General features: G+C 62.3%; 28 protein-coding genes. 18 read left to right on the forward strand and 10 right to left on the reverse strand.

Annotation, left to right across the window (positions count from 1 at the left end):
- Positions 1-52: 52 nt before the first annotated feature.
- Positions 53-286, reverse strand: a complete 234-nt coding sequence (locus tag AUR64_RS06875) for a hypothetical protein (RefSeq protein WP_058581208.1) — start codon at positions 284-286, stop codon at positions 53-55.
- Between the two features lie 100 nt (positions 287-386).
- Here AUR64_RS06875 and AUR64_RS06880 point away from each other — a divergent pair, with 100 nt between their 5' ends.
- The 6 genes from AUR64_RS06880 (at position 387) to AUR64_RS06905 (ending at position 7,323) form a co-directional block, all read left to right on the forward strand.
- Positions 387-2,087 (forward strand): acyl-CoA mutase large subunit family protein, encoded by a 1,701-nt coding sequence (locus AUR64_RS06880; protein WP_058581209.1) that lies wholly within the window; start codon positions 387-389, stop codon positions 2,085-2,087.
- A gap of 159 nt (positions 2,088-2,246) precedes the next feature.
- Positions 2,247-4,232, forward strand: a complete 1,986-nt coding sequence (acs, locus tag AUR64_RS06885) for an acetate--CoA ligase (protein WP_058581210.1) — start codon at positions 2,247-2,249, stop codon at positions 4,230-4,232.
- A 242-nt stretch (positions 4,233-4,474) separates the two neighbouring features.
- Entirely contained in the window at positions 4,475-4,909 is a 435-nt protein-coding gene (locus AUR64_RS06890; RefSeq protein ID WP_058581211.1) for a DUF4212 domain-containing protein, read from the forward strand.
- Complete coding sequence (locus tag AUR64_RS06895) at positions 4,906-6,585, forward strand: VC_2705 family sodium/solute symporter (RefSeq protein WP_058581212.1); 1,680 nt, start codon at positions 4,906-4,908, stop codon at positions 6,583-6,585. The genes AUR64_RS06890 and AUR64_RS06895 overlap by 4 nt, the downstream gene beginning before the upstream one ends.
- Positions 6,586-6,587: 2 nt before the next feature.
- Complete coding sequence (locus tag AUR64_RS06900) at positions 6,588-7,049, forward strand: universal stress protein (RefSeq protein ID WP_058581213.1); 462 nt, start codon at positions 6,588-6,590, stop codon at positions 7,047-7,049.
- 58 nt (positions 7,050-7,107) lie between these two features.
- Positions 7,108-7,323 carry a hypothetical protein gene (locus tag AUR64_RS06905; RefSeq protein WP_058581214.1) on the forward strand — a complete coding sequence of 72 codons (216 nt, stop codon included), beginning with the start codon at positions 7,108-7,110 and terminating at the stop codon, positions 7,321-7,323.
- Positions 7,324-7,341: 18 nt separating this feature from the next.
- Here AUR64_RS06905 and AUR64_RS06910 read toward each other — a convergent pair whose 3' ends face one another.
- Entirely contained in the window at positions 7,342-7,593 is a 252-nt protein-coding gene (locus AUR64_RS06910; protein ID WP_058581215.1) for a DUF7576 family protein, read from the reverse strand.
- Positions 7,594-7,805: 212 nt separating this feature from the next.
- On the opposite strand from AUR64_RS06910, the gene AUR64_RS06915 reads away from it, so the two are divergent.
- From AUR64_RS06915 to AUR64_RS06925, 3 genes are all read left to right on the forward strand, one after another.
- Complete coding sequence (locus AUR64_RS06915) at positions 7,806-9,416, forward strand: long-chain-fatty-acid--CoA ligase (RefSeq protein WP_058581216.1); 1,611 nt, start codon at positions 7,806-7,808, stop codon at positions 9,414-9,416.
- 66 nt (positions 9,417-9,482) lie between these two features.
- Positions 9,483-9,845, forward strand: coding sequence for a nuclear transport factor 2 family protein (locus AUR64_RS06920; protein WP_058581217.1), 363 nt, complete (start codon positions 9,483-9,485; stop codon positions 9,843-9,845).
- A gap of 87 nt (positions 9,846-9,932) precedes the next feature.
- Positions 9,933-10,862, forward strand: a complete 930-nt coding sequence (locus AUR64_RS06925) for a DUF3267 domain-containing protein (RefSeq protein WP_155120544.1) — start codon at positions 9,933-9,935, stop codon at positions 10,860-10,862.
- Between the two features lie 170 nt (positions 10,863-11,032).
- Here AUR64_RS06925 and AUR64_RS06930 read toward each other — a convergent pair whose 3' ends face one another.
- Entirely contained in the window at positions 11,033-11,791 is a 759-nt protein-coding gene (locus AUR64_RS06930; RefSeq protein ID WP_058581219.1) for a GNAT family N-acetyltransferase, read from the reverse strand.
- Positions 11,792-12,015: 224 nt separating this feature from the next.
- Between AUR64_RS06930 and AUR64_RS06935 the strand changes: the two genes are divergently transcribed.
- Positions 12,016-12,687 (forward strand): thioredoxin domain-containing protein, encoded by a 672-nt coding sequence (locus AUR64_RS06935; RefSeq protein ID WP_058581220.1) that lies wholly within the window; start codon positions 12,016-12,018, stop codon positions 12,685-12,687.
- A 62-nt stretch (positions 12,688-12,749) separates the two neighbouring features.
- Here the strand turns inward: AUR64_RS06935 and AUR64_RS06940 are convergent, their stop codons facing one another.
- From AUR64_RS06940 to AUR64_RS06965, 6 genes are all read right to left on the reverse strand, one after another.
- A complete protein-coding gene (locus AUR64_RS06940; RefSeq protein WP_058581221.1) occupies positions 12,750-13,151 on the reverse strand; it encodes a universal stress protein in 402 nt (133 codons plus the stop codon).
- 27 nt (positions 13,152-13,178) lie between these two features.
- Positions 13,179-13,448 (reverse strand): DUF7520 family protein, encoded by a 270-nt coding sequence (locus AUR64_RS06945; protein WP_058581222.1) that lies wholly within the window; start codon positions 13,446-13,448, stop codon positions 13,179-13,181.
- A gap of 287 nt (positions 13,449-13,735) precedes the next feature.
- Entirely contained in the window at positions 13,736-15,493 is a 1,758-nt protein-coding gene (locus tag AUR64_RS06950; RefSeq protein ID WP_082230691.1) for a cbb3-type cytochrome c oxidase subunit I, read from the reverse strand.
- Positions 15,494-15,619: 126 nt separating this feature from the next.
- Positions 15,620-16,081 (reverse strand): DUF6684 family protein, encoded by a 462-nt coding sequence (locus tag AUR64_RS06955; RefSeq protein ID WP_071391226.1) that lies wholly within the window; start codon positions 16,079-16,081, stop codon positions 15,620-15,622.
- Between the two features lie 48 nt (positions 16,082-16,129).
- Positions 16,130-16,516, reverse strand: a complete 387-nt coding sequence (locus AUR64_RS06960) for a DUF7541 family protein (RefSeq protein ID WP_058581224.1) — start codon at positions 16,514-16,516, stop codon at positions 16,130-16,132.
- A 60-nt stretch (positions 16,517-16,576) separates the two neighbouring features.
- Positions 16,577-16,780 (reverse strand): VNG_1110C family protein, encoded by a 204-nt coding sequence (locus AUR64_RS06965; protein ID WP_058581225.1) that lies wholly within the window; start codon positions 16,778-16,780, stop codon positions 16,577-16,579.
- A gap of 188 nt (positions 16,781-16,968) precedes the next feature.
- On the opposite strand from AUR64_RS06965, the gene AUR64_RS06970 reads away from it, so the two are divergent.
- From AUR64_RS06970 to AUR64_RS06980, 3 genes are all read left to right on the forward strand, one after another.
- Positions 16,969-18,078, forward strand: coding sequence for an OBG GTPase family GTP-binding protein (locus AUR64_RS06970; RefSeq protein WP_058581836.1), 1,110 nt, complete (start codon positions 16,969-16,971; stop codon positions 18,076-18,078).
- A 4-nt stretch (positions 18,079-18,082) separates the two neighbouring features.
- Positions 18,083-18,622: a TIGR04206 family protein gene (locus AUR64_RS06975; protein WP_082230637.1), complete on the forward strand. Its 540-nt coding sequence runs from the start codon at positions 18,083-18,085 to the stop codon at positions 18,620-18,622.
- Between the two features lie 114 nt (positions 18,623-18,736).
- Entirely contained in the window at positions 18,737-20,344 is a 1,608-nt protein-coding gene (locus tag AUR64_RS06980) for a Na+/H+ antiporter NhaC family protein (protein ID WP_058581226.1), read from the forward strand.
- Positions 20,345-20,456: 112 nt separating this feature from the next.
- On the opposite strand, the gene AUR64_RS06985 is transcribed toward AUR64_RS06980, so the two are convergent.
- Positions 20,457-20,879, reverse strand: a complete 423-nt coding sequence (locus AUR64_RS06985; RefSeq protein ID WP_058581227.1) for a CoA-binding protein — start codon at positions 20,877-20,879, stop codon at positions 20,457-20,459.
- A 208-nt stretch (positions 20,880-21,087) separates the two neighbouring features.
- On the opposite strand from AUR64_RS06985, the gene AUR64_RS06990 reads away from it, so the two are divergent.
- From AUR64_RS06990 to artA, 5 genes are all read left to right on the forward strand, one after another.
- A complete protein-coding gene (locus AUR64_RS06990) occupies positions 21,088-21,885 on the forward strand; it encodes a VOC family protein (RefSeq protein ID WP_058581228.1) in 798 nt (265 codons plus the stop codon).
- Between the two features lie 370 nt (positions 21,886-22,255).
- Positions 22,256-24,478 carry a BGTF surface domain-containing protein gene (locus AUR64_RS06995; protein WP_082230638.1) on the forward strand — a complete coding sequence of 741 codons (2,223 nt, stop codon included), beginning with the start codon at positions 22,256-22,258 and terminating at the stop codon, positions 24,476-24,478.
- A 272-nt stretch (positions 24,479-24,750) separates the two neighbouring features.
- Positions 24,751-25,020, forward strand: a complete 270-nt coding sequence (locus AUR64_RS07000) for a hypothetical protein (RefSeq protein WP_058581230.1) — start codon at positions 24,751-24,753, stop codon at positions 25,018-25,020.
- Entirely contained in the window at positions 25,017-25,412 is a 396-nt protein-coding gene (locus AUR64_RS07005) for a PIN domain-containing protein (RefSeq protein ID WP_058581231.1), read from the forward strand. Before AUR64_RS07000 ends, AUR64_RS07005 begins: the two co-directional genes overlap by 4 nt.
- A gap of 106 nt (positions 25,413-25,518) precedes the next feature.
- Positions 25,519-26,538: an archaeosortase A gene (gene artA, locus AUR64_RS07010; protein ID WP_058581232.1), complete on the forward strand. Its 1,020-nt coding sequence runs from the start codon at positions 25,519-25,521 to the stop codon at positions 26,536-26,538.
- Positions 26,539-26,577 lie beyond the last annotated feature (39 nt).

The following is a 26,577-nucleotide window of genomic DNA, read 5'->3' on the forward strand; positions in this document are numbered from 1 at the left end:
AGCCGAGGTGGTGAGCGTACGCTGTCGCCGACAGCGAGATACAGAAAGCCTGCTACCCGACGGTGAGCGCCATCAGTGCGAACGCACCACCGACGCTCGCCACGGTCAGACCGAGCGCTTTCACGAGCGCCGCGTCCGACGACAGCGACGGTCCGTCGGGGTCCCGATGACGAGTCGGAAACAGAAGCGCGCGAAGCGACGCGATACGAGTCGGGGCGACGGCGGCCGTCGCTCCCAAACAGAGAAGCGTAAGGCCGAGTGAGACGTCGAACGTGGCGGGTGGCATCGTCGTCCGGCGAGCGGTCGCAATCGACTATAGGTCTTCTCTGTCGGACCCCGAACGCCGGACCCGAATCCTTAATGAACAGTCCGGCAAATTTCACGCCATGTACGACGAGGACGAACTCGCCGAGATTCAACAAGCCCACGAGGAGTGGGCCGAGGAGACCCGCGACCCCGTGGTCGACCGATTCGGCGAGCGGAAAGAGCGTTTTGCGACCGTCTCGAACCTCGAAATCGACGACCTCTACACGCCGGAAGACGTCGCGGACCTCGATTACACCGAGGATTTGGGCTTCCCGGGCGAGAAACCCTACACCCGCGGCGTCTACCCGACGATGTACCGCGGACGAACGTGGACGATGCGGCAGTTCGCCGGGTTCGGCACAGCCGAGGAGACGAACGAGCGCTTCCACTACCTCATCGAGAACGGACAGACCGGCCTGTCGACGGCGTTCGACATGCCGTCGCTGATGGGAAAAGACTCCGACGACCCGCTCTCCGACGGCGAGGTCGGTAAGGAGGGCGTCGCCGTCGACACCCTGCGCGACATGGAGGTGCTGTTCGACGGTATCGACATCGGCGAGGTGACGACTTCCTTCACCATCAACCCCTCCGCACCCGTCGTCTACGCGATGTACGTCGCGCTCGCGGACGAACGCGGCGTCGCCCGCGACCAGATAGGGGGAACGTTCCAAAACGACATGCTCAAAGAGTTCATCGCCCAGAAAGAGTGGGTTATCCCGCCGGAACCCTCCTTGGACCTCGTCACCGACACCGTCGAGTTCGCCGCCGAAGAGACGCCCCGTATTCGTCCGATTTCCATCTCGGGCTATCACATCCGCGAGGCCGGTTCGACGGCAGTGCAGGAACTCGCGTTCACGCTCGCCGACGGCTTCGCCTACGTCGAAGCGGCGATGGAGCGCGGACTGGATATCGACGAGTTCGCGCCGCAACTCTCCTTTTTCTTCAACTCGCACAACTCCATCTTCGAGGAAGTCGCCAAGTTCCGCGCCGCCCGTCGTATCTACGCGCACGTGATGGAGGAGTGGTACGACGCGGAAGACGAGAAGTCCAAGCAACTGAAGTTCCACACCCAGACGGCCGGGCAGTCGCTGACCGCCCAACAGCCGCTGAACAACATCGTCCGCGTGACGATTCAGGCGCTCGCGGGCGTCATGGGCGGGACGCAGAGTCTCCACACGAACAGTTTCGACGAGGCGCTGGCGCTACCCTCCGAGGAGGCGGTTCGCGTCGCACTCCGCACCCAGCAGATAATCGCCGAGGAGTCGGGGGCGGCCGACAGCATCGACCCGCTGGCAGGCAGTTTCATGGTCGAGTCGCTCACCGACGAAGTCGAGGAGAAGGCGATGGCGTACATCGAGGAGATTCGAGAGATGGGCGACGGTTCCGTCCGCGACGGAGTTCTCACTGGTATCGACGAGGGCTTTTTCCACCGCGAGATTCAGGACGCCTCCTACGAGTACCAGTCGCGCGTCGAGGAGAACGAGGAAATCGTCGTCGGCGTCAACAAGTACTCGATGGACGAGGACACGACGCTCGAACTGCTGCACGTCTCCGACGAAGTGCAGGAACGACAGCTCAGTCGGCTTGAGGACGTGAAAGCCGAACGTGACGACGAGGCCGTCGAAGAGGCGCTTTCGGACCTCGAACGCGCCGTCGACGAGGGTGAGAACGTGATGCCCGTGCTCGTCGACGCCGTCAAGGCGTACGTGACGATGGGCGAAATCATGCAGTTGTTCGAGTCGAAGTACGGCAGCTATCAGGAGAAAATCGGGCTGGCGTAAGCCGGTTCGGCCGTCTCGACTCTCTCGGTCGCTGTCGAGCTTTCGTCACGCCCGTAGTTACGTTCGAATAAACGAGAAAACCGACAGCAGTCGGCTACTTCACCGCGTGCATACGGTGGTAAATCTTATCACGGTGCTGGGGGATGATGACAGTGGACTATGACAGAAGACAATGTAGAACTCGAAGCGCGTCTCCAAGAGCAGGAGGAGTTCGAGCCGCCGGAGTCGTTCGTCGAGCAAGCGAACGTCTCCGACCCGGAAATCTACGACGAGTTCGACGAGAACTGGCCGGAGTGCTGGGAGGGTGCCGCCGACCTGTTGGAGTGGTACGAGAGCTACGACCAGGTGCTCGACGACTCCGACGAACCCTTCTACAAGTGGTTCACCGATGGGAAGCTGAACGCCTCCTACAACTGTGTGGACCGACACATCGACGAGGGCCGCGGCGACGAAACCGCCATCGAGTGGGTCGGCGAACCGACCGACGAGGACAATCGAACGTACACCTACGCGGAACTCCAAAAGGAAGTAAACGAGTTCGCGGCGGCACTGCGCGCGCAAGGCGTCGGCGAGGACGACGTCGTGACCATCTACATGCCGATGATTCCGGAGTCGCCCATCGCCATGCTGGCGTGTGCCCGCATCGGCGCGCCGCACTCGGTCGTCTTCGCCGGGTTCTCCGCGGACGCGCTGGCGACGCGGATGAACGCCGCCGACTCGGAGTATCTCGTCACCTGCGACGGCTACTACCGCCGCGGCGACCCTCTCGACCACCTCGACAAAGCCAATCAAGGGCTGTCGGGCGTCGACCACGACACCACGACGGTCGTCGTCGAACGCCTCCGCGACGGCGACGGCTTCGACCACGACTTGGACGACGACCAGCACAGCTACGCCGACCTCGTGAGCGACCACGAGGGCGAGGAAGTCGAACCCGTCCAGCGCGACGCAGAGGACATGCTGTTCTTGATGTACACCTCCGGCACCACCGGTCAGCCGAAAGGTGTCAAACACACCACCGGCGGCTATCTCGCGTGGGCGGCGTGGACCTCCCAAGCGGTCCTCGACATCAAGCCCGAGGACACCTACTTCTGCTCGGCCGACATCGGCTGGATTACCGGCCACTCCTACATCGTCTACGGACCGCTCACGCTCGGGACGACCTCGTTGATGTACGAAGGAACGCCCGACTACCCCGACCGCGACCGACTCTGGGAAATCGTCGAGGAGTACGAGTGCGACCAACTGTACACCGCGCCGACGGCGATTCGCGCGTTCATGAAGTGGGGCAGTCAGTATCCCGAGAAACACGACCTCTCGTCGCTTCGACTGTTGGGCACGGTGGGCGAACCCATCAACCCGCGCGCGTGGAAGTGGTACTACAAACACATCGGCGGCGAGGAGTGCCCCGTCGTCGACACGTGGTGGCAGACCGAGACGGGCGGGATGATGGTGACGACGCTACCCGGCGTCAAAAAGATGAAACCCGGCTCTGCGGGTCCGGCGCTGCCGGGTGTCGACGTGCGCATCGTCGACGCCGAAGGTGAGGAAGTCGACGCCGGCAACGCGGGCTATCTGACGGTTCAGAAACCGTGGCCGGGGATGCTCCGGACGCTGTACAACAACGACGACCGCTTCATCAGCGAGTACTGGCAGGCGTACTCCGACCCCGATTCGGACAACTGGGTGTACTTCCCGGAAGACGGCGCGAAGATAGACGAGGACGGCTACATCACCGTACTCGGCCGCGTCGACGACGTCATCAACGTCTCCGGGCACCGACTGGGAACGATGGAGATAGAGTCGGCCATCGTCGGCGTCGAAGGCGTCGCCGAGGCCGCCGTCGTCGGCGGGAGCCACGACGTGAAAGGCGAGGCCGTCTACGCGTACGTCATCACCGAAGACGGCTACGAGGAGAACGACGAACTCCGGAGTCGCATCGTCGAAGGCGTCGAGGACGCCATCGGCCCCATCGCGCGACCCGAACAGGTCGTCTTCACCCCGGAACTGCCCAAAACGCGCTCGGGCAAAATCATGCGCCGCTTGCTCGAAAACATCGCAAACGGAGACGAACTCGGTGACACGTCGACGCTGCGCAACCCCGAAATCGTCGGCGACATCGAAGCGAAAGTCAGCGACGACTGAGCGAACGACTTGGACGACTCGGGCGGGCCGGTCGGGCCGGTCGGGCCGACCGCTGCCGGCGAGGGCGTCGACAGTCCGTGGCCACGAAGTGGTCTCGCCGCCGCTCCGCCTCGATTCTGTCGCGTGCAACGATATCCACGGTAATCGTTTCTTTCAGCTGCTAACTCTCCCTCGTCGAATAGTTGCGGCAACCATTCGGTGAGACAAAGCAACTATAACGAACGATAACGACAGAGTACTCGATGGTAGAGAAAAACACACAGGATTCGTCCGTCGAAACCGACGGTGGCACGGCCACGCAGGCCGCACGGAGCCACCGAGAGACGAACTATCTCGACAGGGAGGTGAACCTGCTCCGTCCCAGTACGCCGTTCATGCGCGAGCACCTGCGCGTCGTCTGGACGGGGTTCATCGTGTGGGCGGTCGTCGTCTTCGGTCCGGTGACGGCGACGTTTCTCGCGCCGGGGCTCATGACAACCCAGATGCCGGTGCTCGGGTTCCCGCTTCACTACTTCCTCGTCGCAATCGGCGCACCGATGGGCGCACTGCTACTGTCGTTTTGGTACGCACGAAAGCGCGATGCACTCGACAGAAAGTACGGCATCGACCACGCGGCCGCCACGAGTGGCGGCGATAGCGACTCCGCCGTCGCCGCCGACGGAGGGACCCGGGAATGAACCTCGGTCTGTTGCTGCAGAGCGGCCTGCTCCCGGAAGGGCTGAACGTCTCGTTCAAGTTCGCACCGGCGATTCTGGTCGCCGCGATGCTCGCGCTGTTTTTGGGAATCGGCTACGCGTTCCGCGTCGCCGACACCGAGGAGATGTGGGTCGCCGGCCGCTCCATCGGCAACGTCGAAAACGGGATGGCCATCGGCGCGAACTGGATGTCGGCGGCGTCGTATCTCGGGATGGCGGCGCTCATCGCGTTGTCGGGCTTTTACGGCCTCGCGTTCGTCGTCGGCTGGTCGACGGGCTACTTCATTTTGCTCATCTTCTTGGCCGCACAGATGCGGCGGTTCGGCAAGTACACCGCCCCCGACTTCGTCGGCGACCGATTCAACTCCGACACCGCCCGCGCTATCGCCGCGGTGACGACGTTCCTCATCGGCTTCGTCTACGCCATCGGACAGGCCCGCGGGATGGGTCTCGTCGGTCTCTACATCTTCGGCGACATCGGCCTCCCCGGTCTGAGCGGCTACCAGTCGATGGTCGTGTTGATGATGGCTATCACCGTCGGCTATCTGACGCTCTCGGGAATGCTCGGTGCGACGAAGAACATGGCCGTCCAGTACGTCATCCTCATCGTCGCGTTCCTCGTCGGTCTGTACGCCGTCGGCTTCTCACAGGGCTACTCGACCGTGCTCCCGCAGATAGAGTACGGCGCGATGATTAGCCAACTCAGCTCCGAGTTCAGCGAACCGTTCGTCAACGAGAGCTACTACCTGTGGATTGCAACGGCTTTCTCGCTGGTCGTCGGGACCTGCGGACTCCCGCACGTGCTCGTGAGGTTCTACACCGTCGAGAACGAGCGGACCGCCCGCTGGTCGACGGTGTGGGGACTGTTCTTCATCTGTCTGCTGTACCTGTCGGCTCCGGCGTTTGCGGCGTTCGGAACCGACATCTACGCGAACAACATCGGCCCGGTGTACGGCGACCCCGGCATGACGAGCGCCGCCGGTGACGTCATCGTCGTGTTGGCGGCACAGTTGGCGAACTTCCCGCAGTGGTTCGTCGGGTTCGTCGCCGCCGGTGGTATCGCCGCCGCTATCGCGACCACCGCAGGGCTGTTCATCGCCGGGTCGTCGGCGATTTCGCACGACATCTACGCGAATATCATCAACGAGGACGCGAGTCAGCGCCAGCAGGTGCTCGTCGGCCGCCTGAGCATCGTCGCACTCGGCGTCATCACGACGCTCGCGGCGCTGGACCCGGCAGCACCCATCGCCGCGCTGGTGTCGTACGCGTTCTCGCTGGCGGGCGCGGTGTTGTTCCCGATGTTCTTCCTCGGTCTCTGGTGGGAGAACACGAACCGACAGGGCGCGCTCGCCGGGATGACGACCGGTCTCGTCATCTGGCTGATTCCGATGATAAACGAGGTGCTGCCGACGTACGTCGGCAACGGCGAACCGTACTCGGCGACGCTGGCGACGACGGTGCCCGCTATCGGGTCGGCGCTCGTCGCCGTTCCCATCGTCTTCGTCGTCACCATCGGCGTCTCGCTGGCGACGGACGAACCCGACCTGGCGACCAAACGGATGGTCCGACAGTGTCACAGCCCCGAACCGATGTCGCGGATGCAGTCCGCAGAAGACGTGGCCGCAACCGACGGCGGTGAACCCGTCTCCGACGACTAACCATGTACGAACGCATCCTCGTGCCGACCGATGGAAGCGCCGTCGCCGAAGTAGCGGTAAGCCACGCCGTCGACCTCGCGGAGCGCTACGGGGCCGACCTCTACGCGCTGTACGTCGTCGACATCGACGCCGTCAATCTGGGTCTCGGCACCGAACAGGTCGACCGCATCCGACAGGGCCACTTCGGCGAGATGGACGAACTCGAATCGAGAGCGAGTAGCGCGACGGGCGTCGTCGCCGAAGCCGCCCGTGACCGCGGTGTCGACGTGGTCGAGGAGACGCGCGTCGGCCGACCCCACAAGGTCATCGCCAACTACGCCGAGAAGGAGGATATCGACCTCGTCGTGATGGGCAGCCACGGACGCGCGGGCGTCAGTCGAGCGCTGCTCGGCAGCGTCACCGAACGCGTACTCCGCTCGACGCACGTGCCGGTACTCGTCGTCGACAAACAGGGGACTGAGTGAGCGTGACAGTCGACCGTTCACGCGCCACGTCGTCGACGGCTCCGGAGGTGTCGCTTCCGTGAGCCGACTCGAAACCATCGGCGAACACGTCAGCGAGAACCGTCGCGGCATGTTCGTCGACCTCGTCTTCGCGATGGCGTGGGTGACGGTCGTCACGCTCCTGTTCGACTTCCTGCAGGCCCCGCAGTGGGCGTACTACCTCGCCATGTTCGGCGGCGTCGTCGCCTACTACGGCTTCTTCTGGTCGCTGGAAGCGGCGAAAGAGGGCACGTAGTCTTCGATTTTCTCTCCGTTACGCGTCGTCGACCCACTCGCGAAGACAGGTTTCGTTACAGAGGTAGCGCCGAGCGGCGTCGCCGACGTCGTCTTCGACGAGTGTGACGAGCACGTGTCGTTCGCGCAGCGACAGGTCGTGTCCACAGTTGGCGCACGGTTCGGTGGGTTCGCCGTTCGGCTGCCAGTGGTGATGACGGACGGCACGGCTGATTGTGGCGCCGCCGCTGGCACCACGGGGACGTCGTCCGGTGTACTCCGAGAGAGGCATTATCGACTGCAAGCCACCCAACGGTAAACCACTTTTGTGGGTAGAACTATTGTGTGATATTTATCCCACTGACGGCGACGGTCGGGTACCGAGGACACTCACCGACGGTCGGAGAGTCGGCTATCTCGACTGGCCAACCACCCGACTACGCGGCCGGCGAACGTTTCCGCGCCCGCAATTTATATCATAATTGTTCACGAAGGACGAAACACATGGAGAAACCACTGCTGGCGACGGACTTTCTGGACCGTGCCCGGCGGCACTACGGCGACGAAGAGGCCGTGGTGGCGACGACGGGAGAGAGATACACGTACGACGAACTCGGCGAACTCGCCGACGGATGGGCGGCGGCGTTGCAGTCGCGTGGCGTCGAGAAGGGCGACCGGGTGGCGGTGTTGGACCCGAACACCCACTATCATCTGGCAGCAGCCTACGGGTCGATGCAACTCGGCGCGATACACACGCCACTGAACTACCGCCTCGTCCCGGCGGACTTCGAGTACATCCTGAACGACGCGAGCGTGAAAGCCGTCTTCGCCGACCACGCGTACGCCGAGAAAATCGAGGCCGTCCGCGACTCGGTGCCGACCGAACTGTTCGTCACCGACGACCCCGACGCTGTCGACGGCGAGTGGCAGTCGTTCGACGACCTCGTGGCCGAATCGACCGACTACGACCGCCCCGAGATGGATGAATCAGACCTTATCACCATCAACTACACTTCGGGGACGACGGGCGACCCGAAAGGTGTCTGTCGCACCCACCGGACCGAGACGCTGCACGCGTACCTCGTCTCGATTCACCAAGAACTCCGCGACGACGACGTGTATCTGTGGACGCTGCCGATGTTCCACGTCAACGGGTGGGGCCACATCTTCACCGTGACGGGGATGGGTGCGAAACACGTCTGCACGCGCGGCGTCGACGCCGGGAAAATCTTCGACGCCATCCACGACGAGGGCGTCTCGTACTTCTGCGCCGCCCCGACGGTGCTCAATATGCTCCAAGAGTACTACGCCGAACACGAACCCGAGACCACGGCCGGAAGACCGATTCGCGTGGCGACGGCGGGGGCCGCACCGCCGGAGGCGACGATTCGGACCGTCGAAGACGAGTTCGGGTGGTATCTCAAACACGTCTACGGCGCGACCGAAACCGGACCCCTGATTACGACCTCCGACGCGCGGCGCTTCTTCGACCAAGAGTCCGACGAGCGCTTCGCGGTGAAGAAGAGCCAAGGTATCGGCTACTTGGGCACGGAGGTCCGCGTCGTCGACGACGACGGTGAGGACGTGCCGCAGGACGGCCAGACCATCGGCGAAATCGTCGTTCGCGGCAATCAGGTGATGGACGGCTACTGGGAGAAACCCGACGCCACCGAGGAGGCGTTCAACGAGCGAGCGGAGGGCTACTACCACATGGGTGACCTCGCAACCGTCGACGAGAACGGCTTCGTCAGCATTCAGGACAGAAAGAAGGACATCATCATCTCCGGCGGCGAGAACATCTCCAGCATCGAGTTGGAGGACGCGCTGTTCGACCACGACGCCGTCGGCGACGTCGCCGTCATCCCCGCGCCGAGCGAGAAGTGGGGAGAAACCCCGAAAGCGTTCGTCGTTCCTGCCAACGGCGACCACGAGAATCCGGGAACGACGGAGAAAGACGTGATTGCCTTCCTCCGCGAGCGAATTGCGACGTACAAGGTCCCAGGCGAAATCGAGTTCGTCGCCGAGTTGCCGACGACGGCGACGGGCAAGATTCAGAAGTACGAACTGCGCGAACGCGAGTGGGCCGACGAAGACCGAATGGTCGGCGAGGGGTGAGAACGAGAACACACCCGTGGGTTGCCACGATGCGAGGGATTACGTACTGGAACCCGTAGCGCCGGTATGAACGACGCCGCCGTTGACGTCGAAGCAGTCGTCCGCGAGTACTACGACCTCGTCGACGCTGCCGCCTACGACGACCTTGTCGCTCTGTTTTCCGAAGACGTCAGCTACGAGCGACCCGGACAGAACGACATCGATGGCCGCGAAGCGCTCCTCGCCTTCTACGAGGAAGGCAGACCGCTCGAAGCGGGAAGCCACGCAGTCCACGACGTTGTCGTCAGCGGCGACACCGCCGCCGTCCGAGGGTCGTTCAGCGGCTTGCAGAACGGTGAGACCGTCGAGTTCGGGTTCGCCGACTTTCACGAGTTCGAAGACGGCGAAATCGCGCGGCGGTACACGTTCACCGACCGCGACGAAGTTTGAGTCGGGAGTAGAACCGACAGACTGCGTGAGGTTCGTAAACCAGTCTCGGCATCTTCATGTATCTCTCGGGGAAAGCCGTCATCTGTGGTGAGCCCTCCAACACACACTGACCGCGACGATGCTCCGACGACCGACTCGCTCTCCGACCCCGATACCTCGAACGAACTGTCGCTTCTCACTCGGCTGACGGTTTCTCGACGTCTCGCGGCCGAGTGGACTGCGCTCAGCGTCGCAGGGTTCGTCACGGCGCTGTTCGTGTTCGGGGGCCTCTACGCGAGCCTCACGGGTCAGGCCGACGCCCTGTCGGTTCGACTCGACTCGGGCACGCCGTGGGAACTCGTCGGTCCGGGTCTGCTCTCCGTCGGACTGATGGTCGGCGTCATCGTCGTCCACGAGTTCGTCCACGGGATGATGATGAAGCGGTACGGAGGTTCCCCGAACTACGGGTTCGGTGTCACCCAGTTCGTATTGCCGTACGCGTACGCGACGACTGAGAGACCGTTTACCCGGAACCAGTTCGTCGTCGTCGCATTAGCACCGCTGGTTGTGCTGACGGCCGCCATATTCACGCTCGCCGTGGCGTTTCGGTGGTCGATACTTCTGTTGCCGCTGGCACTGAACGTCGGTGGCGCTGTCGGTGACCTCTGGATGGCTCGACTGCTGCTTCGCTATCCGGAGACGGTCCGCGTCGTCGACGAGACGACCGGACTCGCAATCTACGGCGAGAGAGGAGTCGACTCTCCGAGCCACGCATCCCGTGGGTTCCTTCGGGCATCGCTCGTCGGGTTCGGTATGGGAATCGGCGTCGCGTTTCTCGGCATGATGTTCGCGCCGGTACTGCTCGAACTGTCGGGAGTCACGTCGCTCTCGGTCGGTCCGCCGGACTCGCTGTGGAGTCTCTACCAGTTCGAGACCAGTTCGGAGGGCGTTAGCTCCGAAGTCGGTTTCGTCGGCATACTCGGGGTCAGTGCAGTGGTCGGCCTCTGCTACGCACTCGTCTCGACGAGTGGAACGTGAGCGAACCGACAGTCGTAATCCGATTTCTATATCGTCGTTACTGATTTATTTTTGATGCACCAGCCGCGACGCTCTGTGCGAAATCAGTCAGTAAGAACCGCAAGTCGCTCGAAACGGATTCTGTCGATACCGACGACGTGTGAACCGCAGTCGAGGGCCCCGGTGAGGGGCTACAGGTACGCCGCGTCCCAGCGTGCGGATTTGCTCTGGTTGCCGCACTCGTTGCACTGGATGCGCTCCATCGAGTCCATCGCGGTCGCAAAACTCTCGCAGTTGCCACAGAAGAAGCCGTAGCGGTTCTCTCTGTCCTCGTCGGTGTAGGAGACGTAGAACGGTGCTTTCCGCGCACGCTGGCTCTCGTCGTAGGCGACGAACAGCGTCTGCCCGTCGGGGCCTTCGCGCTCTTCGACCGGGACGAACTCCTCGGTTGACTCGGAGGCAGCTTTGACGAAGGCGCGTTCGGTGAACTGCTCGCCGCTGACTTCGACCTCTCGGGTCTCACCGGCGTCGTAGCCCGCTCCCTCGTAGAACTTTGCGCCGCCTTCGTTGACCGTGAGCACCTTCCCTTCGAGGCGTGAGGCCCCACGGTCCATCAGTTCCGTCTCGGCGCGCTTGAGCAGTTGCTCGCCGAGGCCTTTCCCGCGCGAGTCGGGGTCGACGTGAAGCCAGTCTATCTGTCCGACCGTCTCGTCGGCCTCGACGAGGTAGCTCTGGCTGAATCCGAGAACCTCGTCGCCGTCGACGGCGACCGTCCACACCGCATGCGGGTCTTCGAGGTTCGACCCGATTTCGTCGTCGTCGTACCAGTTGCCGACGGCCTCGTCGATGACGTCCTCGGAGAGTTCGGGGCTGTACGAAGCCAGAAGTGACTCCCGAGCAACGGTTCGAATCCCCTCCGCGTCTGCGGGTTCTGCGTCTCGAAGGTCCATACGCTGTGCTACGCCGTACCACCACAAAACAGTCCCGGCTACTCGCAGACGTAGAAACGGAGATGGTCGGTCGATTCGTTGGAATTCCGGATTCTCGTTTGCGCCAACGTTCCGTCTTTCGGCGACCGAGACGTAACGGCTATCAACTCCCTCCGCCCGTACATCGACACGATGAGTCGTACCGACCGAGACGGACGTAGACGACCCGCTGGGGAGTACCGACGATGACGACCGAACCGGATATCGGCGACGTGTTGAATCGTCTGGCCGACGGTGGCGTCGTCCGCGAGGCCGACGACGGGTCGCTCACCACGACAGATGCGTTCGAGACGACGCGCACCGAGTACGCCCGGCAGTACCGAAGCGCCGACCGTGAGACGTTCGTCTCGGCGGTCGCCGAGGCGTTCGAGCTCGAACGCGACACTGCCGCGAGAGAGATAGACGCCAACGGCGCGACGCGCGCCCAGTTAGCTGCGTATCTCGCTGTCGAAGCCTTCCTCGACGACTCGACGACCCCGGAGACGACCGCCGTGATGGCGCATCTGGTCTGTGAGGTGGCGCCGCCGTCACCGGTTCCCAGAGCGGTCACGCTTCTCGACGACGACTCCTACGCCGCCTTCCTCGACGACCATCCCGACGCCGTGGTGACGGTCTGGCAGCACGACTGCACGCCGTGCGACCGACTCAAAGCGGAGCTTCCGGCGCTGCTCGACGCGACGCCCGAAGACGTTGCTGTCGGCGGCCTCGACGGCGCGTCGGCCTCGGGTTTTCGACTTCGACACGCCGTCAACAGCGCGCCGGCGGTCGTGTTCTTCGCCGACGGCGAGCACGTCGAGACGCGAGAAGGATATCTCTCGCCGTCGACGTTCGCAACCGTCGTCGACGACGTGTTCTGACGCACGGGACCGTCTCTGAAACCAAGACGCGTTCTGATGTGCGCGACGCGTTCTGACGCGTGTTACTCCTCGGGAGCGGTTCCGGCGACCAACACCGGACGCTGCGAGCTCAGAATGACCGACTGGCTGACACTGCCGAAGATGGCTTTTCCCGCCGGCGAGCGCTTTCGCCCGGCGACGACGATGAGGTCGGCGTTCTCTCTTTCGGCGGCGTCGAGAATCGACTGTGCGGCGTCACCGCCGGATTCGAGTAGTTCGTACGCGACGTCGGTTTCGTCGAAGTAGTCCGCGGCGGCGCGTACCGATTCCACATCTGCGGCCGACGCATCGCCGGGGTCTTCGTCGAACGCGTGCAGGAGCGTGACCGTCATCTCGCCGGTGCTTCCGGGTAGGTTGGCAACCTCTCGTGCGCACGAGCGAGCACGCTCTACGTCGTCGTCGACACCAACGAGTACGTGGTACATATCGAGAGATACGGCGGAACCCGCTTATCAGTTCTGGGCGGCGGCGTCGTCGTCGATGTGCCGCGAGACGTAGACGACGAGCAACAGCGGCACGCCGAGCACCAACGCGACCGTCAGCGCGCCGTAGGCGGCGAAGCCGAGTTGCGTCGGCGGAAACGGAATCAAAAAGAGAAATCTCGGCGGGCGAAGGCCGGAGACGAACGTCGCTATCAGAAAGCCAGCGAGTCCCGAGATTGCAACGAGCAGTGCGTAGAGGATGAGGACGAACTGCGGGCCCCGAAGTCGTGTCGCGCTCACGACCCGACCTTCGAACGCGAGGTGATTAGCGCTTTCGACGCCGGCGGCGTCCCGAATCAGATGACGAGGAGGATGCCGGTCGCAAACATCATCAGCGCAACCGCACCGAGGATGAGGCCGAGGAGGTCTTTGTCGGACATAGCTGAAGGTCGGGGTGCGAGCGACAAAGGCACATCGGTGTGCGGCCGAGATGCGGGACTAAGCGGTACCGAAGCGGCAGGCTTGCGCCGAGAACTCTGCCGACGAGGCGGCCGCTCGACGGGTGAAAAACAAAGAAGGCGGAAGCGTTATTCGTCGGTGTCGAGTTCGTCCGCGGACTCGTCTTCGACGACGCCACCGTCGGTCACTGGCTCTTCTTCGCCACCGTCGGCGATTTTCGTCTGGAGTTTGCGGTCGAACCAGTCCCACTCGACGGTGCGGAGGCCCGACGCTTCGAGGTCCCACGGGTCGCCGTCTTCGACGACGGGACCCTCGAAGTACGACTGGACCATGTTCCAGACCCAGATGATGCCGCCGAGCAGCAGCATGTACGCGCCGAGCGTCGCAATCTGGTGCAGCGAGGCGAATTGTGGGAGGTACGTCGCGTACCGCCGCGGCATGCCGCCGTAGCCGAGCAGAATCATCGCCAAGAAGGTGATGTTCGTGCCGACCATCCACAGCCAGAAGTGCCACTTGGCCAAGCTACGCTGGTACATCCGACCGGTGACGAGCGGGAACCAGTAGTAGATGCCCGCCATCCCCGCGAACGTGATGGCGCCCATCACGATGTAGTGGAAGTGACCGACGACGTAGTACGTGTCGTGCAGGACAAGGTCGACGGGAATCGAGGCGAGGAACACGCCCGTCACGCCGCCGATGATGAAGTTCGAGACGAAGCCGATGCAGTACAGCATCGGGGCGGTGAGCCTGATATTGCCGTTCCACATCGTCGTAATCCAGTTGAACGTTTTCACCGCGCTGGGGATGGCGATAGCCATCGAAACGGCCATGAACGAGGCGCGGAGGCGCGGGTCCATACCGGTCGAGAACATGTGGTGCGCCCAGACGCCGAACGAGAGCACACCGATAGCGAGCGTCGAGTAGACGACGAACTTGAACCCGAACAGCCGACGGCCCGCAAAGCGCGGGAGGATGTAGCTGACGAGTCCCATCGGCGGCAGCACGAGAATGTAGACTTCAGGATGGCCGAAGAACCAAAACAGGTGTTGCCAGAGCATCGCGCCGCCACCCTCGCCGACGGCGAAGAACGTCGTGCCGAGGTTACGGTCGGCGATGAGCATCAGCAGTGCACTGCCCAGAAGCGGGAACGCGAAGAGGATGAGCCCCGACTGCGTGAGGATGGTCCACGAGAAGATGTCGAGGTTCGCCCACGTCACTTCTTCGCCGCGTTCGGTGAAGATGGTGGCGATGAAGTTTATCGCACCCATCGTCGCCGAGACGCCCGAGAGGTGGAGGCCGAGCATCATCAGGTCGACGCCGGCGTTCATCTGGTTACCCTGTCCGACACCCGCCGACAGCGGGGTGTACATCGTCCACGCGGTCTGTGCGGGGATGAGGTTCGGAATCGGGAAGAAGCCAGCCCAAATCAGAAGTGCTGCCGGCGGCAGCAGCCAGAACGCGATGGCGTTGATACGCGGGAACGCCATGTCGTCCGCGCCGATGATGAGCGGGATGAAGTAGTTCGAGAACGCCGCGATGATGGGCGTCCCGAAGAGGAACAGCATCGTGATGCCGTGGCTCGTCAGCAACGAGTTGTAAAAGCCCGGTTGAACGAGTACCGTCTCCGGCGTCGCCAGTTCGGTTCGCATCAAGATGACCATCAACCCACCGACGACGAACGCAAAGACGCCGTAGGCCCCGTACATCAGGCCGATATCTTTGTGGTCGACTGTCGTCAACCACCGAACGATTCCTGCGGGCTTCTCCTCGGAGACGTACCCGGATTCTCCGCTAACTGCGCTGCCGCCGCTGCTGAGTGGGGTGTAGCCGCTCCAGTTTTCCACCCGCGTCAGCCAGGCGAAGACCCCCACGAGGAACAGACCCATGAGAATCGTCAGCGCTAACTGTCCGTTCAACTGCATAGGGAGTTCTCAGAATCGCAGGGTAAAGAAAGATTCGGGTGGCGTCCGTCGCCACGCCTGCTGTCGTTCTGTCCTGTCGGTTTCGCCGGATTACGACTCGTCTTGGTTGGTCGTCTTGGCGGCCGTCTCGTCTGCGGTTTCCGTCTCATCAGCAGCGTCGGCGTCGGCCGTTTCGGCGTCGGTCGTCTCACCGTCGGTCAGTTCGCCGTCGTGTTCGCTGCCGGAGTCGAGCGCTTGTGGTTCCTCGTCGTCGGACTCGCCGTGAGTGACCTCGGCGTTCGGCATGCCGGCCTGTCCGGGGTAGTACACTGTGGAAGATTTCTCCGCACCCGCGATGGCCTTCCCCGAGAAGTAGGTCAGGACTGCGAGGCCGACGAACGGAATCACGAGGAGGCCGAGCATGAGCGCCATCGGGAACAGTCCGCCGCCCCACGGCTGAATCAGCAGGAAGAGCACGAGGAAGAACAGGATGATGAACAACGGGATGAAGTTCACCGTCAGGTCGAGCAGTGTCTCCCTGTCGAAGATTTTGTTCGAGTTCGTCTTCGCCATGGTGACCTGTTACGGACGCCGGTCAAATAGATTGTTGGTTCTAACCGATTACACAGCGAACTCGCCGTCGTCGACGAACACTTCGCCGAGCAGGCCGCCGACGAAGAGGATGATACCTGCGACGAGCACCGCGTAGCCGCGTTCTGCGAGTTGAACGGCCTCGTTTGCGACCTGCGTATCCGCGTACAACAACAAGCCACCGAACGCGAGGACGATGACCGCTCCGACGACCAGCGACCGCCACGGTCGGTCGACGTAGCCCGCCTCCTGTAGCATCCCGGCACAACACCCGAAGAACAGCAGCAGGCCGCCGACGGCGACGGCAAAGAGATTGAACAGGATGCCAGCCTCCGCCAGCGGGATACTGAGCGCGATGAAGAACGGCCAGGGACTGGCCGTCCGGTACTGTTCGGAGAGCCCCGGATTTTCGTCCATATCGACTCTTACGCCCCGACCGTAAGAAGGGCTTCGATGGTCGTACGGGCAGTACGGGCGCTACGGCAGCGTGATGCCGTGGCGACTCAGATACTCGCTGGCGGCTTTGATTTCGACCGGACTCCCGATGATTCGACAGCGCGCGTTCTTCCGCGAGAAAACCGTCACGGTGAACTGCGACTCCAACTCCTCGCGGAGACCGTCCAACGACGCGCACGGCAGGACGATTTCGGTGCTGTCTCGGAGTTTCACCGGGTCCGGCATCGCTCGTCACTGCGATTCGGTTCGCGTCGTAAAACGGTACCGAAATGTGGACAGTGTCGTGTGCGCAACGCGCGCGAAGCAAATGACCGAGGAGGGGAGGACGGAGTTGGATTCCAGACGGACGTTCGAGTGCAGTGGTCGGCGTCGAAGGAAAGGGTTTTTCGACACACGCGGCGGAAGCTACGACGATGGGACTGGAGGAGGAGATAGACGCCATCGAAGAGGAGATCGCCAGCACTCCGTACAACAAGTCGACGGAGGCGCACATCGGTCGCCTGAAGGCGAAACTCTCGGAGAAAAAGGAGAAACTCGAAAACCAGTCCTCTGCGGGCGGCGGCCAGGGCTACGCCGTCGAGAAGACCGGTGATGCGACTATCGCCCTCGTGGGCTTTCCGAGCGTCGGCAAGTCGACGCTCATCAACGCCATCACCAACGCCGACAGCGAGACGGGCGCGTACGAGTTCACGACGCTCAACGTCAACCCGGGGATGTTGCAGTACCGCGGCGCGAACATCCAAGTGCTCGACGTACCGGGCCTCATCGAAGGGGCGGCGGGCGGACGCGGTGGGGGCCGCGAAGTGCTCTCGGTCGTTCGGACGGCGGACCTCGTCGTGTTCGTGCTCTCGGTGTTCGAGGTCGAACAGTACAACCGCCTCAGCGACGAACTCTATGCGAACAAGATTCGCCTCGACACGAGTCCGCCCAGTCTCACCATCACTAAGCAAATCAAGGGCGGTATCAACGTCACGAAGAGCGACTCCGTCGAACTCGACGAGCAGACCATCAAGGACGTGCTCCGCGAGTATGGCTACGTCAACGCCGAGGTGACGGTTCGAGGCAACCCTTCCATCGACGAACTCATCGACGGCATCATGGACAACCGGGTGTATCTGCCCTCCATCGTCTCGGTGAACAAAGCCGACCTCATCGACCGCGACTACCTGCCGACGGTGTACGAGAACCTCGAGGAAATCGGCCTTGACCCCGAGGAAGTGACGTTCATCAGCGCCGAGAAGGAGAAAGGTCTCGACGGCCTCAAAGACGAAATCTGGGAGGCACTCGGTCTCATCCGCGTCTACATGGACAAACCGGGCCGCGGCACCGACTACGAGGAGCCGCTCGTCATCCGGCGCGGAATGACCGTCGGCGATGCCTGCCGGAAACTCGGCGCGAACCTCGAAGACCGCTTCAAGTTCGCCCGCGTCTCCGGGCCGAGCGCCAAACACGACGAGCAGCAGGTCGGGAAAGACCACGAACTCGCAGACGAAGACGTTCTCCGCATCGTCGCCCGGAAGTAAGCGGATGGACGACGCCGCACGGGAACGCGGACGTCCCGACGATTCCGGCGATTTCAACGACACCCACGACTCCGACGACTTCGACCGAGTCGGTGATTCCGACAGTTCCGGGGGTTCAGACCACACCGCGACGCCGCGAACGCTTCTGCTTCTGTTCTCACTTTGGCTCGTCCCTTGGAGCGTACTCGTCGTCGAGGGCCGCCCGGCGACGCTCGTCTTTCCGTGGGGACTGTTCGACCCGAGCGTCGGTCGTCTCGTCTCACTCTACAGCTATCTGTTCGAGTTCACCGGCGGGTTCGGGTCGCTACCGGCGTACCTCCGCGCGTGGCCGACGAGTGTGGTCGCGTTTCTCTTGGCGACGCTGAGTGCAGCCGGTGGCGTACTCGTCAACCGGGAGGACTCGCGCGTCACGGTCCTGTTGTTGGTTCTGGCTGGCCTCGGACAGTTGTCGCTCGCGTGGGGGTTCGCCCAACAACCGGGCCGGGTGGCGATTCCGGTCGGGACACTCGCGTTGTGGACCGCTGCGTGGGTCCGGTATCGGTAGTCCGCGACAACTGAACTCGTGCTAACCGACGACTCACCGATTCTCACCAGATACGATACTGTGCTTGCGAGTGCGACACAACACCTTTGTCTACATGTGATGACATCTCATAGCATGGTGTCGGAGTTCGGAGCGCTGTCACTCGTACCGCCGCTTTTAGCCATCGTACTCGCCATCGTCACCCGGAAACCGATACTGGCGCTGTTTCTCGGCGTCTGGTCGGGTGGCGTGCTCTACTCGGGTGGGTTGGGCGTCGTCCAGACGTTCACCTGGATTGCCGAATCCATCGGCAACGACGTGTTCCACGCCCAGATTCTCATCTTCACGCTGTTGCTCGGTGCGGGCGTGACGTTCATCTGGCGAACCGGCGGGTCGCTCGCCATCACCCGCTTTGCGACGAAACGCCTCGATAGCCAACGAAAAGCCGGGTTGATGGCGTGGGTACTCGGTCTCGTCTGGTTCTTCGACGACTACGCCAACACCGCCGTCGTCGGCAGTTCGATGCGCGACATCACCGACGAACTGCGCATCTCCCGCGAGAAACTCTCCTACATCGTCGATTCGACGGCCGCACCCGTCGCCACCTTCGGCATCTCCAGTTGGGTCGCCTACCAGATTAGCATGGTTCAGGAGGGGTACTCACAGATAGGCGTCACCGGCGGGCAGGAAGTGCCGACGGCGTTCGTCGCCTTTCTGCGAAGCATCCCGTTCAACATGTACTGCCTGTTCGCCATCGCCATGGTGTTCATCATCGTCGTCACTGGCCGCGACTTCGGCGAGATGTTAGACGCCGAACACCGGTCGTGGGAGACCGGCGACGTACTCCGCGACGGGGCGGTCCCGCTCCAGAGCATCGAGGAGAACCTCGGCGAACCCAACGGCGACAACCCGCAGTTGCGGATGTTCGTCGTTCCGGTGCTCGTGCTCATCGTCGTCGCCATCATCGGCGCGGTGTGGACCGGGTACGCCCCCGGTCGGTCGGCGCTACAAATCGCCGGTAACGCCGACTTCGCCTCGGCGCTCGTCTGGGGGTCGTTCTTCATGGTCGTCGCCGCGATGCTGCTCGCGCTGGTGTCGGGCGTGCTCTCGCTCGACGAGTGTATGGACTCGCTCGTCGACGGCTTCTCCATCATGCTGACCGCAGTGACGATTCTGACGCTCGCGTGGTCCATCAGCCTCGCTACGGGTGCGCTCGGCACCGGCGAGTACGTCACCGGTATCGCTCAGGGAATCGTCACGCCGACGCTGTTGCCGCTAGTCATCCTGTTCGCCTCTGCGTTCATCGCCTTCTCCACGGGCACCTCGTGGGGGACGATGGCTATCGTGACGCCCGTGGCGATTCCGCTGGCGTGGGGTATCGCCGGGCAGTCGCCGGAACTCATCCCCGTCGCCGTCGGCACGGTGTTCAGCGGCGCTATCTTCGGTGACCACACCTCGCCCATCTCCGACACGACCATCCTCTCGTCGACGTTCACCGGCGCGGACCACATCGACCACGTGCGCACGCAACTGTACTACGCGGTGACCGTCGTGTCCGTCGCGGCGGTGATGCTTCTCATCTACGGGATGACCAGCGTGACGCCGCTGGTGTTGCTTCCGGTCGGTCTCGTCCTGTTGGTCGGCCTCGTCTACGGCCTCTCGGAGTTCGACGCGCGCCGGAAAGGCATCGCCCCGAAAGCCTCGCGCCGAAGCCAACAGGGAACCGAGGTCGCCGACGACTGAATCGGGGGACTCGCTTCAGTTGCAGGCGTCCCTCACTTCTCCACTCTTCGTCCTCTCTGACGCCGAATCTCTACCGTCTGCAGAACTGTGACCGTTTCTCCGGGACGGACGCTCAGTCCATCGGGTGGCGAACGAGTTGCCCGTGTTCGACTTTCATACACCGGTTCTGGACCACGGCTAGCCCCGCCGCTTCGGCGGTCCGTGCGGCTTCGTCGTTCCGGATTCCCTGCTGCATCCAAATCACCTTCACGTCGTCGCGGGCCATCGCCTGCTCGACGATTTCCGGAACCTCCTCGCTCGGGCGGAAGATTTCGACGATGTCGATGGACTCCGGAACGTCAGCAAGCGAGTCGTAGGCTCGTTCGCCGAAGATTTCCTCGGCGAACGGATTCACCGGCACGAGTTCGTAGCCGTGTCGCTGGAGGTACGCTGGGACGATGTGGGCGGCCTTTTCGTGTGACGTGGACGCGCCGACGACGGCGACGCGGTCGTACCCGAGGATTTGTCGGAGTTCGTCGTTGCTTTCGACCGGCATACATCTGCTCGGAGGCGCTGAAGAATCAGTGTGTCCCCGGGTTCGCGCCTCGTCGGATACGAAGGAACACTCGCCGGGCGGGTTCCGGGCCCGACGTTGGGGTTCCAGACCTGACGTTGGGGTTTCACACTCGGTATCGCGGTGCCGGCCTCGGCACCCGGGTTCCGCCTCCGGTATTCTTTTCGACGTTCCTCCCGTTCGTCTCCCTATGTCCGGAGTACTCGACCACACGATGATTCGCGTCGGTGACTTGGAGGAGTCGCTGGAGTGGTATCAGACGAACCTGAACTACGAGGAGAAAGGCCGCTGGGAGGCCGACACGTTCACCAACGTCTACATCGGCCCCGAGGAGATGCACGAGGACGGCGCGATGCTCGAACTCACCGAGAACCACGACACCGACGAGTACGACGTCGGCGACGCGTGGGGACACATCGCCGTACGCGTGCCTGAAGACGAACTGGAGGAAGCGTATCAGGAACTGATGGACAACGGCGTCGAAGATTACCGCGACCCCGAGTCCTGCAGCTACAACTACGCGTTCGTCAAGGACCCCGACGGCCACGAAATCGAGATTGTCAAACGCGACCCGGAACTCGGCGCACGCTGGAGTCTCGACCACACGATGATTCGCGTCGAGGACGCCGACGAAGCGCTCGGCTTCTGGACGCGGAAGTTCGAGTACCAACACACCGGCCGCTGGGAATCGGACTCGTTCGCCAACTACTTCGTCAAGCCCGAAGACGCCGCCGACGAGGCGATGGCCGTCGAACTCACCTACAACTACGACGGCCGGAGCTACGAGATGGGCGACGCGTGGGGTCACCTCGCCGTCCGCGCCGACGACCTTTCGGACTACTGGGAGACGCTGATGGAACGCGAGGCCGACGACTACCGCGACCCAGAGTCCTGCGACAACAACTACGCGTTCACGACGGACCCCGACGGTCACGAAATCGAGATTCTCGAACGCGACTTCGACGCCGACTCGCTGTTCCCGGCGTAGCGACGTGACGTAGTCGTACCGACGTAGCATAGTTCTTCACGCGCACCCGCGTGACCCGAACCCGCCGATTTTTCGAAGCTCAGCCGACACACTGCCGAGATTGAGTTGTCAGTTCCCGGAGTAGTCAGACACAAAGTACTTATGCCAGTATCCGCACGAGAGCGTCTCTCTGCCCTGAATTCGGTCGTGTTACTGTTTATCAAATCCCACTATTTACCACAAAGCATTTATAACGAGAGGCTAAGGTTTTGAGCGTACCCCTACCCATGGTGGCATCGACGAGTATCCCTCGCCAAGTCCGGCACTCCGCTGGGCGTTTCGGTCTCCAGGCCCGGGCGAAAGCAGGTGTCGCCGACTACAGCACAAAACCATGACACAAACAACTCAGAAATTCCGTGCAGTTTTCCTCGCTGCGCTGATGGTGTTCTCCGTCTTCGCGGGCACCGTCGCGTTCGCAGGTACGGCTGCTGCGGCTAACATTGAGCAAACCGACGCTGATGAACCGCTCAACAGCGCCGGTCCGTACTTCCAGGGGAGTGTACTCTTCCTGGACGCAGATGGATTGACTACGACCGACGGTGATGTCGAAGATGGCGAGACGCTGACGCTTCGCAGTATCGACGGCGATTCGACGTCTTTCGAGACGACGATTAACCCGTCCGAGGACGACGACGGCGAGCCATACTACGCAATCGATACGTCGAGCCTCGACGCTGGTCAGTACCTGCTGACCGACGAAGACGGGACGACGGTTGTCATCGCTTCCGCCGACAACGAATTCGAAATCGCTGAGCAGAGCCTTAGCGCCGAATTCGATTCGGACAGCGTCAACACTGACGACCCGACGACGGTAATGCTCGACTCGAACCGTGGCAGTGAGTTCGATGTCCGTGTCTCCTCTGAGGACCTCTCGGAGAGTGAACTCGAGGAAGTCTTCGGTACGGACAACGTCACGACCGATGACGGCGACGTCATCATCAGTGATGTTCAGACGAACACCAACGATGAGTTCTTCGTGACCTTCAGCGACGCTGGTACCTACAACTTCACCTTCAGCGCTGAAGACACTACGGCCGAAGCGACGGCCTCTATCGACGTTGAGGAGACGGACGAATCCTACAGTCTCCCGGACAACATCAACGTCGAAGCTGGTGACACGGTGACCTTCCCGGTCGACATGGAAGACTCCACCTCGGCTGACATCGTCATCGGTAGTACCTCCGACGGTTACAAAGTGACCGCGGAAGTCGTTGACGACGACGAGGACGGCGTGGCTAACGTCACCGTCAACACGTACAACCCGACGGCCGACAACAACTACGGCGTCTCCGGCGACGACGACTCGACGGTTAACGTCAAGACGGGCAACGTTGACGACAACACGCCTGTCAACGGTATCCTCGACACCGCCAACTACGACATTGAAGTTGGCCCGAGCAACTGGTACACCGACAGTGGCGATGGTTCCAGCGACATCTCGACGCTTGCTGTGACCGAAGCGTCCATCACCGGTGCACAGACGTGGACCGCCCCAGTCAACGCCGACTCTGACATCTCCGACGAGGAAGATGTCATCGAGGCAATCGAAGAGGGCACCATCACGCAGGGTAGCGACATCGCCGAAGGCGACCTCGCAGTCGTGCAGGTTCAGGCCTCCGGTCTTGCTGGCTACGTTGCAGCCCAAGAACAGGCTATTGAAGACTTCGACGGAGAGGGCGACGCACCGCAGGTCTTCAACGGTGACGACCTCGACCTGACCGTCGAGCAAGAGAACCCGTCCGCGAACCGCGAAGCAAAGATGCTTGCAGCGAGCAACGTCGACTACATCGTCGATGACGAGAACAACAACATGTTCCTCCTCATCGACACCTCCGAATCGAACCTCGAGCAGGGCACCGAGAGTGGTGTCGCCTTCGAGAGCGGCGACCAGTTCAACGTGACCATCGACGTCGGCAGTGCTGACGCCAGCGAACTCCCCGAGGAGTCCGTCTCCACGACGTTCGAGGTTGTTGACCGTGAAGTCTCGCTCAACAACGTCAACGACGACGACGTCGTCGAAGTTGCTGCATCCGAGAACGCTACGATCGAGGGCGAGTCCTCGATCGCGCCTGGCTCCGACATCCGCGTCCGCGCGCAGAGTGAGTCCGGTGCAACCAACACGTTCGTCGAAACGCAGACTGTGACGGTCGGCCAGAACGGTACGTTCAACGCATCGTTCGACTTCGCTGACCTCGAACAGAATACGAACTTCACGCTGTCGCTGAACGACCAGGACGGACCTGGCTTCGGTGACGACGAGGAGACTGTCGAATACGACGCAGTCATCTCCGGTAACGGCACGATGGGTGGCGACGACGGTAACATGTCCGAGACCACCACCGAGATGAACGAGACCACGACGGAGCAGACCACGGAAGAGACCACGGAGGAGACCACCGAGGAAACCACCGAGGAAACTACCGAGTCCACCGACAGCGGTAACGAAAGCGGCTCCGACGGCGAATCCGAGACCACGACGCCTGGCTTCGGAGTCATCGTCGCTCTCGTCGCTCTCGTCGCTGCTGCGCTCCTCGCGGTCCGCCGTGACAACTAACTCACGTTAGTTCTCACGTGCCTCCGCTTCCGCGGAGACGCCGCGACAACTAACTGAGATACCCTCTCAGTTTCGAGCGCTAACACAGAACTACCGGGACCCTTCCCGGCCCTTCTCCCTTTATCGAACTCACACCGACGAGCGACAGCCACGTCGGTCGAATAGCGTAGACACAGACACAGAGGCATTTTATCGCGCTTTAACTGCCGTTTTTCGACTGGAGAAACGCGTTGGCAGCAAGATTCTTGAGTGCGTATAACCGAGTATACAGTATGGGAAAGACGATTCGTGTCTCCGAGGAGTTCCACGAACTCGTCTCGGCGCACAAGGGAAGCGACGAGACGATGGAGGAGACGCTCCGTCGGATGGTCGGCGGTCCCGACCCGAGAGTACTCGCGTCGATGGGACTCATCGACAGCGACACCGACGAGGAGTCAGCGGAGACGATGCGCGATGCAATCGAGCGACGGCGTTCCGGCGAGAGTGACCGCCGAAAGCGACTCCGCGAGCGGTTCGACGCCAACGCGGACACGTCCGAATGATTCTCGACACGTCGTATCTCTTGGATCTGAAAAGCGGTGACCCGTCGGCGTTCGAGCGTGGCGTCGAGATGCAAGAGCAGGACGTCGTTCAGCGAGTCACCGTGATTTCAGTGACGGAACTCCACTACGGCGCGCAGTTTCTTCAATCCGAAGACGAGCGACGCCGAGTTCGGAATCTCGTCCGAGCGTACCCGCTCGTGAGTATCGACGAACGAACGGCAGTTCGGGCGGCCGAACTCGTAGCCGACGCAGACCGTCGTAACGATGGTTCCAGCGGCGTCGAGAGCGAAGACGGATACATTGGAGCAGTGGCGGACCAGTTCGGCGAACCGGTTCTCACACGAAACGTCGACGACTTCGAGAAACTCGGTGTCGACGTCGAAACGTACTGACGACGGTAGTTCAACACGACAAAACACTCTCTCGCCAAAACTCGTTTGTGCGCTCGCACTACCACAGACGACAAGGGATTTACCGCCACACGCAAAGGATAGCGATATGCCCGGCGTCGTCCCCTCCGACCCGCTCGCGTGGGTCGCCATCGCGCTGTTCGCCGGCGGTGCGCTGTTCGAACGCTCGAACCAGCGCGTCGCTCGCTACACGATGGTGAGCGCGTGGGTCGCCTTCGCGCTCTTCTGGCTCAATCTGTTCCCGCACTTCGCTTTCGAACACAAGTCCTACATCGAGGGCTTCCTCAGTATCGCGGCCGTCCCGCTCTGTCTGTACGCGGCACTGCTGCTCTACCGCGGCCGCGACTCGTTGTTCATCCTCTCGCGCGCCGTCGCCGTGATGGGAATCGTCTACCTCCCGTTCGAGACCATCCCGGCGATAACGCTCGGGTCGACGACGATACCCTCTCCGCGTGAGATGCTCGTCGAACTCGTCGCCGCACAGACGGGGTATCTCATCAACCTGCTCGGCTACAACCCGACGGCTATCGTCGGGCCGGCCGGCTACGACAACACCTTCCGATTCGTCCACACCGACGGCCACGGACTGGTGTTCTCGGTCGTTCTCGCCTGCACCGGCATCGGGAGCATGGCCATCTTCGCGGGACTCATCGCCGCGGTCCGCGCGCCACTCGGCCGCAAGCTCCGCGCGCTCGCCATCGCCATTCCCATCATCTACGGACTGAACCTGCTGCGGACGACGTTCATCGGCATCGTCTTCGGCCAGCAGTACATGCAGTGGTTCGTCGACGAGGTGCTGATGCTGTTCGGGTCGTCGGACCCGTACATGGTCTCGTTTTTCCTCTCGGACCGTGTCATCAGCCAACTGCTCGCCGTCGTCGCACTCATCGGCATCACCTATCTCGTCGTCCGCGAACTGCCAGAACTCCTCACCGTCATCGAGGACGTGCTGTTCATGCTGACGCGCGAGGAGTACGACCTCCACAGCGCACTCGACGTGCAGGGCCACGAGAACCAGTCACGGCGGCAGATGCGACCCGACGGTGGTCGCGTCGACGGTCGAACCGGCAGTAGCGACGGCGAGACGGGCGACAGCCACAACCGCTAGCAGTAGAGAAAGACTCTCGAAGCTTCGATTCTGTTCGCC

Source organism: Haloprofundus marisrubri, assembly GCF_001469955.1.
In the GTDB taxonomy this organism is placed as follows: Archaea; Halobacteriota; Halobacteria; order Halobacteriales; family Haloferacaceae; genus Haloprofundus; species Haloprofundus marisrubri.